Here is a 10463-nt window from a genome sequence, read left to right on the forward strand (position 1 = left end):
ACAGAGAGAGTCACGGAAACACTGATGGGCCTCGATGCAATCGAGAACCTTTCCAGGACGCTCAGTTCGCCGTCGGGTTCAGCAGGTTACGCACCATCGTTCAATGTTGATGAGTTGAAGACGGTGGTGCAACAGAAGCTTGACGCGTGCGTCGATGCGACATCGGACGAGAACGTGAGGATCGAGACCGCATTTGCGGAAGGAAGGCCATCCGTCAAGATTGTCCAGTACGCTCGCGACCACCACATTGACCTGATTGTCATGGGAACACACGGCCGCAGCCCCGTATCGCAGTTTTTTCTCGGCAGCGTGGCCGAAAACGTCATTCGATCAGCGGACTGTCCCGTCCTGACCGTTCGCGAAAACTTGCACGATTGTGACCCCGCGAAACAACGCTGATGGCAGGAAGTCGCTTTGGCGGTGTAGACCTTGACGCCGGTCATGAACAGCGGTCGGCGGTTCCCCATTCGCGTTTCACTGACGTCATTTTGCGAGTCGACGGCCATGCAGTTCTTTAAAGTCGCTACCGCGGCGACGGGACGGACTACGCTGCTGGACATCAGTCGTCACGGTAGATGAATGTCCTGCGATCGGACATCGTTCTTGTAACGCCATGAATTCAGGCTTAGATGCCGAGTTTGGTCAGCGGCGGGTTGCTGGCAGTGATCTCACCCGAATCCGATACCTTCAAGTAATAGGACGACCAAATGTGCACCCGCGTTGATACCGCGAAGTCCCCTGGCTGCTCCAACTTCTCCCAAATGTTCACCCGATAGTTGTCGTTGTGGTGCCGACACACCTCCACGCGATGCAGATGGGGTGGTCTGCCGACTTTCTCTAGAACCTGCGATTTGATCTTGTCCGTGTGGTCGGATAACGCCACGGGTTCATCGTTCTGCAGGGCTGCTTGATCGACTTTTGCCATTATTTCCTCGGCCGCTTGATGGTAATGAGACACTGAACTGTACCGTAATTGGGGATCGTTCGATACGAGTGCGGCGTGCAGAACGCCGCAGCCACCAATAGACTCCGCCGATTGGCTAGCAAAAGGAATCAGCGGAATTTGCTGCCATCCACCTCAATCGAGAGGCTCTTTTCATCTGTAATTTGCGTGAAAGGGGGGGAGCAATATGCGATTTCGAATCGATCCAGACGATGTCAGCCAGTCCAGCTGCGGCCGTGATTTCGGAAAATCCAGACCTTCCCAGCGAGAACGAATTGTCGTGGAATCGAGTACATTGGGGGGGCCTGGAGGCACGGCACCGACAACGATTCCGTTGGGGTCCGCTGCCCCAACACCTCTTTGTGAGTACGACGATGCGATGGATGTTGCTATTTGTCCTGTGTCTTGGTCCAGGGACTTTCGAGACGGCTGATGCGGAAGACAAACAACGTCCCAACGTGTTGTTCATTGCCGTGGATGATTTGAACGCATGGGTCACTCACCTGGGCCGCAACCCGCAAGCCAAGACGCCGAATATCGATCGCTTGGCGAAGATGGGAACGACGTTCAGTCGCGCCTACTGTGCGGTACCCGCTTGTAACCCGGCTCGCGCTGCCTTGATGACCGGCCAACGTCCCTGGACGACAGGCTGCTACATGAACGGGGACCCTTGGAAGAAATACACCACCGAAGGATTTGGGCTAAGCAACCAGTTCAAACAAGCGGGATACCATGTTGCCGGCGCAGGAAAAATCTACCACAGCCAAACCTATCACCCATCGGAATGGTCCGAATACATGGACCCCAAAAGCTATTCGCTGGACGGGCCCCGCGTTCAGAAGTACGAGGGATATCACGAACCGCTGCCGCATGATCTGAAGGACGATGATCTCGGGGACTGGCACGTCGTCAATTGGTGCATCGAACAACTGCAACAGAAGCACGACAAGCCGTTGTTTCTGGCATGTGGTCTCTACAAGCCACATCTGCCCTTTGCCGTTCCGCGAAAGTATTACGACTTGTTTCCACGTGATCAAATCAAGCTGCCACCGCATCGTGAAGACGACCTCAGCGACATTCCGCCGGCAGGCGTCAAGATGGCCAATCCCAACGGCGATCACGCCAAGTTCTTAAAAAGTGGTCGTTGGAAAGACGCCATCCAGTCCTACCTGGCAACGTGTGCCTACACGGATATGAACATCGGACGTCTAATGGACGGACTTCGCAACAGTTCACATGCCGACAATACGATTATTGTGCTGTGGGGTGATCACGGTTGGTCATTTGGCGAAAAGAGTCACTGGCGCAAATTTGCCTTGTGGGAAGAACCGACCAGAGCTCCGCTGATCTGGGTCGCACCCGGCGTCACCAAAGCGGGGACCGTATGTGAGCGGCCGATCGACTTTATGACGATCTATCCAACGCTTTGCGAATTGGCCGACATCGAGATCCCCCAGCACGTCGAAGGGCGAAGCGCTGTGTCCTTGCTGCGTGATCCGTCAGCCGCGTGGAATGATCCGGCCATTACGACGCACGGCTACAAGAATCACGCCGTGCGTACGCAAACACATCGGTACATTCGATATGCCGATGGCAGCGAAGAGCTGTACGATCACCGAAATGATCCATACGAATGGACGAACCTCGCCTCGGAACCTGAATCGGCAACGGTGATCCAGAAACTGAGGGCTCACCTGCCGACTCGCAATGCCAAACCGGCTCAGCAAAAACGAACCAAGTGATACGGTTAGGAACCGTTCGGAAATAACTTCGTCATTTCAAAATGTTTTCCAAATGACATGAACCCTCCGGTGGCGATTGGGCCGTTCCGCTAGAGATTTACTGGAATAGGCGTAGGTCGGCCAGCTTTGGAGGTAGTGGACGAGGCTACGGGTCCCAGCGACTTAGTGGCACGACGGGACTCGTAGCCTCGTCCACTACATAGAAAACACTTCACCCACGTGATTTGTAACAAAACTCGAATGACGAAGTTATTTTCGAACAACTGTTTAGCTAGACAGCCTCTCAAAAGTCTGCAGCGGATCGTAGGCGGTTCAATCCGTTGATCGTTAGGTGAGGGAACTACTGCAGTCGTTCGAAGGCGACGAAGTAGCGGACACCACAACTGTCTTCTTCGTCGGAGATCACGGCTGCTGTCTTATCTGGATTACTCTCTGCTGACCCTGGTGTGTCTTCGCATCGGAGCGTCCAAATAAACATGGCGAAAGATGTAGGCAAACCTGATTCCCCAAGACTAGAATTGTCGACATGTGTTCGGTCGGCAACGTGCTGGGCCAGGGTGCGATGGGTGAATTTTTATTAGGCGTGGTGAAATGACTAAGTCTCAACAAGGTTTTACACTGGTGGAACTTCTCGTGGTCATCGCGATCATTGGCGTGTTAGTTGGGCTCTTGCTGCCTGCGGTGCAAGCTGCTCGCGAGGCGGCGCGACGTATGTCATGCGCGAACAATGTGAAGCAGCTTGGGTTGGGACTCCATAATTACCACGCTGCCTACAACCAATTGCCAATTCAAGGAAGTGGTACGAGAGCGAGTGGGATGGCCGACTGGTGGAGTGCGACGACACCGCCGAACCATGCAGACAACTTGCAATTAAGCTTCTTGGTGGGCGTTTTGCCATTTGTTGAGAACCAGTCCTTATGGGAACAGATCAGTAATCCGCTGCAGGCCGGTGGCCCCTGGCCTGCGATGGGACCAACTCCCGATAATCAAAACTACAGCCCTTGGATGCAAAACATCCCTGCGTTTCGCTGTCCGAGTGATCCAGGAGTGGGAGCGCCGTCTGCCGGACGCGCGAACTATGTTGCCTGCATGGGCGATTCAATGCGTACAATGGGTTCCGGTCCAGTCAATCTCACCGGCGTGGTCGATCAGCATATGTCGCGAGAATCGATGTCCTATCACCGTGGCGTGTTCGTGGCCCATAGGAAAACAAGCTTCCGTGATATTTTGGATGGCACCGCAAATACAATCATGTGTGGCGAGATTGCTACAGACCTCGGTGATAATGACGCACGTGTGCGACACACGAGTACGGCTCCTGCGACATATCTTAATCCCGAAGCTTGTAAGAATCTTGTGATGGCCACACGGCCACGTTTTTGGCAGTCCCCCAGTCCCACCATCGCTGCGGGCCGAGGTTATCAATGGGCGTCAGCGGCCACGCTGTTTACTTGCATCAATACGATTCTTCCGCCTAATCGTGAACTCTGTTCTATCAATACGGAAGCTGCAAATTATGTAACGCACGGGGTCGCTGTCACGCCAACAAACGAAGCGTTCCGATCTGCGGTCGCGACAGCTAGTAGTCAACATCAAGGAGGAGTTCACGTACTGATGGCCGATGGCGCGGTCAAATTCATCACCGATTCCATTGATGCGGGTAGCGGCGCCATGGCCGCACCAGGCGCCGCAACCGCTGGCTCGCCTAGCAACTATGGGCTGTGGGGACGGCTTGGTACCCGTGCCGGTAAAGAAGTCATTAATTCCGACTTCTAACTTTTGCCAATTCGCAACGAACCACTCATCGCCGATAGCGAATTCCTTTTTCTGCCACGGATCACTGCCGCGAACAACCGACCTCGGCAGCGATCGCCATCACCAGTCTGAGACTGCTGCCGATGCCAATGTTTCTTTGTTCTTCAACAGAAAATGTTCTCCGGCAGGTTGCAGGTTGTCACGTGTCAGTTCCACTCGCGAAGTGCTGCGATGACGTCGTCCGGTTCAACTCGATCGCATCACCGTTGGTGCTGGCCAGAACAAAATCTGCAGCGGGCTGGCCCACTGCAATCGCAACCTTGCCGTCTACCGCTTTTTATCGTCTCGGGCGACCAACGCTGGACTTATTCCAGGTGCCAGTCGTGGGCGTCGGCCATGATGCTGGCGTTGATCTGCAGCAGCCGTTCCTTCATTCTCGCTAGCGTTTCGGGGAATTCATCCGCAACGTTGGTCGTCTGCGAGCGGTCCTTTTCGAGATCGAATAGCTGGTAGTCTTTGTAACCGCCCGTTTTAATCATCGGGATCCAGGATTCTTGGAACATGTTGCTGTTCGACAATTCGTAGTCTCGGTGGGCGACCAAAGACCACTTGCCGTCTCGCATGGCGACGATCGGTTGGCTCCGCTGCAGATGCCAGAACAACGGCTGGTGCCGCGTGAACGCATCCGCTTGTCCACGCAGGATCGGTGCCAGGTTGGAGCCGTCGAGATGACGTGTTGCTGGAGGCTCGACGCCGACGAGAGAACAGAGGGTTGGCAACATATCCACAATCCCTGCCGGTTCACCAGAAACCTGGCCGGCTTGAACTTGACCGGGCCAAACGAAGATCCCCGGCACGCGAATACCGCCTTCCCAGTTTGCGCCCTTGCGACCCCGCAAGCCTCCGGTCCGATCATCGCGATAGCTTCCGTTGTCCGATGCGTAAACGATGATCGTGTCCTCAGCGGCATCGACTTCGTGCAGCTTCTTTAAGATGCGTCCAATCGCGCGATCGGTGTTGTCAATCGTGGCACTGTAGATCGCCGCGTTGTCTTTACGGGCCCCATAGGTGTCAACGATTTCCTCGGGAGCGGCGATCGGTGCGTGAGGCTCGTGAAACCAGATGTTCAGAAAAAACGGACGATCCGATCGACCTTCCTGGTCTAGCCAGCGGATCGCTTCATCCGCAACCAGTTGACAGGAATAGCCTTCCAGCGGTCCGACAGGCTGTCCATTGCGAATGAAGTTCTCTGGGTTTCGATGGCTCGGAGACGCGTTATTCCAAGTCGCGAACCAGTGATCAAAACCATGCTCCGCGGGGGTCGGTTTCTGACGCTCGGGCGTGGGCAGCCCCAAGTGCCACTTGCCCACATGCGCCGTCGCATACCCCGCACCTTTCAGCAATTCAGCAAGCGTGTTCTCGCGCAGCAGCAAATGCGAGTTTTGACTTTCATCGTGAATCCAGCTGTAGACGCCGGCGCGAATGTGATGTCGACCTGTTAGCAGAGTGGCTCGAGACGGACTGCAAACGGCACAGCCGGAATAGAAATCCGTGAACCGAGTTCCCGCAGCCGCCAGTCCATCGATATTCGGCGTGCGTACAGGTCCGCCATAACATCCGACATCTTGGTATCCCAGATCATCTGCCAGCAAAATGACGACGTTGGGATGATCCGCGGCATGGACGTGCAACGCACCCAATTGAACCGCCACCATCGCCACAAATAGCAAATACTTTCTCATTCTCATTCTTATTCTCATGTTGTCATTCCATCCAGGTTCCCGTCGAGCAAAAAGGCACGCCCCATCGAATCTTCTACCGCGCTGATCGGACGAGTTTCCGTTTGACAGGGCTCCTACGATACCACATTCCGGACGCCTGGTAGCGTCACACCCTATAGAGTCGTGTTGCATTATCAAACCGTCACATTTCCAAGGCCGATAAGTAAAAACGGCCGGGGTTGGGTTGCCTCGCTTGCGTTTTTTTGATGTTGCGCATTTGTATTTAGGGGCAAAGCCCCGGACGTTTGCCTAGCCCAGCCCAACGGGCTGGGACCAAGAAAACCAATGAATTGTAGGGCCAACGGGCCCGGCCGTTTGCTGGGACTTAATGAGGGCGGCTAGCAAATGGCCGGACCTTTGGCCCTTAGGTTTCTTTGCATCGAAAACCTGGCCCGTTGGGCCAGGCTAGGCAAATCGCTGGGCCTTTGGCCCGAAGAACGTCTAAACTCGCAACATCAAAACTGACGCGTCGGGTTGTGGTAAAAACGCAGTTTCAATACTTGCACTCGGCCTGCTGTTTTTCGACGCCTGTCGTCGCGGGTGTCTTTGGCCTCTGGTTCGTTGACCGAAAAAAAACATGGCTTGATCCGACAAAACGTCGCTACTCAGGCCAGCGGTCGGCGTCTTTGACAAGCTTCTATCGAGTAAGCTTCTCGGGTGTCTCGGTGAGATCTAGTTTATTGGTCCGACTCCCACGCCAATAATTGCAGGTCACTGCAGAACGGTGAAGCCGGCAGGCCCGCTTGGTTGTAAAGGTTCGCGTTCTCTGGGTCGCCGCTGCAGGCGTAACGTACCGCTCGCGGTTTCCTGACTCCAGAGCTCTGAACGATGACGGCGGAACCATCGATCGTTGCCTGGGCGGGATGCCAATTGCCGGATTCATCTGCCAATTCAAAGTGCGCCAGAGCGATATCAGGCGTCGGCGTTGCCGCGGCGAGTCCTTCCTTGCGAGCCACCATTAAACCAGAATCCGCGTGCTCGAACTCGACTCGCATCGAATCACCGTCGACGGTGGCCGACTTAGCCAGCGGCCCACTGCAAGGAAACTGCTTGCCATACGTCTTCACCAGGGCCCAGTTTGCCAAGCGTTTGGCCACATCAGGTTTATTGGCCGGATGAATGTCGCTGTCGCGAAGGTCGATCGTCACCGCCATTCCTGTGTGCGGAATGTCCAGACTAAGACGCTGCTCTTCACGCAAGCGAATCCAACCCGTTAACTCGTCTTTGAACGCCGGTAGTTGCACAAAATAAAATGGAAGCTCCGGTTGACCCCAGGTTTCTCGCCAGCCCTCGATGAGCGCTCGCATCTTGAACCGGTAATTGCGAGGATCTTCGCCATGACCGGCGTTGGACTCGCCCTGATACCAAATGAATCCACGTATCGCGTAGGGCACGATTGGCGACACCCGAGCGTTGTAGATTCGCCCTGGCATGCCAGCGGTGTTGCGAATGATCACGCCTCCTTCCAGCTTAGCCAGATCATCAAGTTGATCCTGCTCGGCAAGCGTCAGGAGTGGTTGCAACGTTTCCTGCTTTTCGAACTGCGATCTGGGAATGAAACCTTCGATCGGTTTGCCGCCCCAAGATCCCTCGATGATGCCAATCGGAACACCAAGCTTGTCATGAAGGGTGCGAGCAAAGAGGTAAGCGACCGCAGATTGCGTTGCCCGGTTGGTGGGATGATCGAGTTGCCAAGGCGTCGTCTTTTGTCTGTGTTTCAAGGGTTGGGGTGAATCGGGTTCATCGATCCGAAGCCAGCGAATGTTGTCGGTCGCAGCGGCTTCGGCGATTTCGCGAATGGCGGGGATCTTCTGAGCACACGCTCGGAGCGTCATCTGCATGTTCGATTGACCACTGGCATACCACACTTCGCCAACGAGTAGGTTGCGAAACTCGTGGCGATCCTCTTGCGATTCGACGATCATGGTCGTACCGGTGCCGTCGGCTCGCAGCGGCGAAAGCTCAAGTCGCCAAGTTCCATCTTCCGCTGCCTGGACCGTCTTCGTTTGGCCTGCAAGACGAACGGTGACTTCCGTATTCGCAGTGGTCGTTCCCCATACCGGCAACTTGACACCCTGTTGTAACACGGCGTTGTCAGTAAAGACGTCGGCGACACGAAGCTGATCGGCCGCAAGCAATTCGGGTCGCAGAGCAACTAGCAGCAGGACGAGTGGCAAGGATGATGTACGCATCGGGGTTCTCACGATTCAAATGGAATGAGCCCAACGAAACATTGGCTTGGGCTCTTCCAGAGAGCCTCTTTGCGATGGTTCGTCGGGTTTGGCTCACGGTCGATTTCGGCAGTGGCCGCCGGATCGGAAGCGACGATGTCGAGCACGCTCAAGCAATCTCGCAGCCGCCATGCGACCCCAAAACGGGGATCGACCGAGTTCGCATGAGAAAAAGAGTATATCGCAAGCAGACCGAGTGGTAACAAGCAGCCACTTTTATGAACCGAAAGCGTGATCGATCGCAGAGAGAATGGACAGCCATGGGGGACAGAGCATCTTTTGGGGGCAATGTCGCCGACTTTCAGGTTGCGAGCCTCCTCGAGCCGCCAGCCCATCGAGTAGTCGTCCAAAAGAAGGCAGCAATCTGGTCGACTCGGAAGGCATCGATAATGCGGTGGACCTGTTTGATGGTGAGGACGTCCGGCGTCGTTTTGTCCCGCTGCAGTTTCATCGTGGCGAGCGTTTGCCAATTTCGCTTGTAGGTTCGCGAGCGAAAGAACTTGACACCTGAGAAGGCTACACGGATCGACCCGTACGCGAATGGTTTTCGTTCTTGAAGTACAGAAAGTATCGCCGCAGTTCGGCTCTGGTGATCCGGTTGGTTCGTTTTTCGCAGTAGTCGGCGAATTGGCGAACAGCTCACAGGTAGCCGTGCACGGTGCGTTTGCTAATACCCGCAAGCTGCAGGTCGTCGTTCATCTTCTGGTAGAGCTAACCGTCGAAGTAACGAGATGCAGCGGGGAGGTGCTCGTCGTTAACCATGGTCGATCTTTGTTGAGAGAGTAAAAAACACAAGGAAACATGCCAACGCCCCTGAGAATCGGCTAAACTGACGCTCCAGATAACGCAACCACGCCGACGCGATAGCGGGTTACTTGAACCATGCGATAGTGACGGAGCGGCGGTGGTCGCCGTTCTCGCGATGGTTGAGTCTCTCGCCGCCGCCTGCATATCGCCACCGTTCCTGGACTCTGGCATCAAATTTCTGTTAGCGTTTTCAAAATCTGGTTTGCGCGGATTGGTTGCGTCGTCGGGATGCTGTCGGCTAACTTTAGATAGCACTTATAGCAATACAGAGAAAAATGGACGCTTTAAAGCAACATCGGTTGTTCGCACGAATTGGGCTAGCCTTTGTCGTCTGCTGGTTTTTTGGTGACGTCGCCCTGACCTTGTCGACTCAGGTTATGCACCAGAGCAAGATGAAACGAGACGCGGATCATATGCGGGCAGCGAGCTTTGATGTTCTTCGAAATAGGGCAGAAAGATACGACGGCGGGCAAGAGAGTCAGCTCCTTTCCACGATGACGTCGTTTCGCGACTTATCGCGGATTCCGATGCGGGTAGCTGGGCTGGTTGGCTTGGTGATGTTCTTTGCTTACGCGAATATCAGAGTTGGGTTGAATCAGGAAGCGTCATCGTTTGTTGCCGCCCCGTTGATGGGCAGAATCTCGCGAGTTTGTTTGTTTTTCGCCGTGTTGTTGTTCGCTACCTCAGTTGTCTACGGTCAAAGTCGCACGTCGTTGAAGGCGGTAAATCGAGAGTTCTCGATAGAGGAACGTAGAAAAGATTTTGAGTTGCGCACGGTGCGAATTCCCAAGGGTCACCCAAACCATGGCACGACGACGTACGGTCGTGAACTAAGTGGAAAGACGACGATCGCTCAGATTGATACGAAATCTCGTCGGCGCATCCTAATCATCAGGTTGTTCTCTGGTACGTTTGCGATTATCGGATTCATGTCATTGGTTATGGGGCGTCGTCCGAAGCGTAGCAAACCAACGCATCACAAGAGGAAGTTACCTGATACTCTTGAAATGCCATCCTCAAGAAAACCGGGTTCCGAGGATGGCGAATTGCCCGGTGAGGTCTAGTATTCGGTATGCCTTCCTGTTTTCTAACCTCCCGTTTTTTAACCAAGCATGGCAGATGTCTGTGCAAGTGAAATGCACAAGCGTTGGAGCGGCTTTTTCAGCGTCTTGAATTGTTTTCAGCGTTCGCCGCTCTGCATTCG

The 10463-nt window shown here is 54.6% G+C and carries 8 protein-coding genes; 5 read left to right on the top strand and 3 right to left on the bottom strand.

The window, feature by feature from the left end:
- On the top strand, window positions 1-399 hold a 399-nt coding region (locus tag ABX962_RS19420; RefSeq protein WP_372721684.1), incomplete at its 5' end, for a universal stress protein.
- Window positions 400-625: 226 nt separating this feature from the next.
- Here ABX962_RS19420 and ABX962_RS19425 read toward each other — a convergent pair.
- Window positions 626-958, bottom strand: coding sequence for a hypothetical protein (locus ABX962_RS19425; protein WP_372721685.1), 333 nt, complete (start codon window positions 956-958; stop codon window positions 626-628).
- 359 nt (window positions 959-1317) lie between these two features.
- Here ABX962_RS19425 and ABX962_RS19430 point away from each other — a divergent pair, with 359 nt between their 5' ends.
- The gene (locus ABX962_RS19430) at window positions 1318-2685 is read left to right on the top strand and encodes a sulfatase (RefSeq protein WP_372721686.1); all 1368 of its coding nucleotides are present in this window, start codon (window positions 1318-1320) and stop codon (window positions 2683-2685) included.
- 591 nt (window positions 2686-3276) lie between these two features.
- On the top strand, window positions 3277-4461 hold the full coding sequence (locus ABX962_RS19435) for a DUF1559 domain-containing protein (protein WP_372721687.1): 1185 nt from the start codon (window positions 3277-3279) through the stop codon (window positions 4459-4461).
- 344 nt (window positions 4462-4805) lie between these two features.
- Here ABX962_RS19435 and ABX962_RS19440 read toward each other — a convergent pair whose 3' ends face one another.
- A complete protein-coding gene (locus tag ABX962_RS19440) occupies window positions 4806-6188 on the bottom strand; it encodes a sulfatase-like hydrolase/transferase (RefSeq protein WP_372721688.1) in 1383 nt (460 codons plus the stop codon).
- A gap of 710 nt (window positions 6189-6898) precedes the next feature.
- Window positions 6899-8413, bottom strand: a complete 1515-nt coding sequence (locus ABX962_RS19445) for a sialate O-acetylesterase (protein ID WP_372721689.1) — start codon at window positions 8411-8413, stop codon at window positions 6899-6901.
- A gap of 289 nt (window positions 8414-8702) precedes the next feature.
- Between ABX962_RS19445 and ABX962_RS19450 the strand changes: the two genes are divergently transcribed.
- Together ABX962_RS19450 and ABX962_RS19455 are read left to right on the top strand one after the other, a co-directional pair.
- On the top strand, window positions 8703-8963 hold the full coding sequence (locus ABX962_RS19450; RefSeq protein WP_372721690.1) for a hypothetical protein: 261 nt from the start codon (window positions 8703-8705) through the stop codon (window positions 8961-8963).
- Between the two features lie 595 nt (window positions 8964-9558).
- Window positions 9559-10323, top strand: a complete 765-nt coding sequence (locus tag ABX962_RS19455; RefSeq protein WP_372721691.1) for a hypothetical protein — start codon at window positions 9559-9561, stop codon at window positions 10321-10323.
- The last annotated feature ends 140 nt before the right edge of the window (window positions 10324-10463 follow it).

The sequence above is a fragment of the Novipirellula sp. genome, from assembly GCF_041583735.1.
In the GTDB taxonomy this organism is placed as follows: Bacteria; Planctomycetota; Planctomycetia; order Pirellulales; family Pirellulaceae; genus Novipirellula.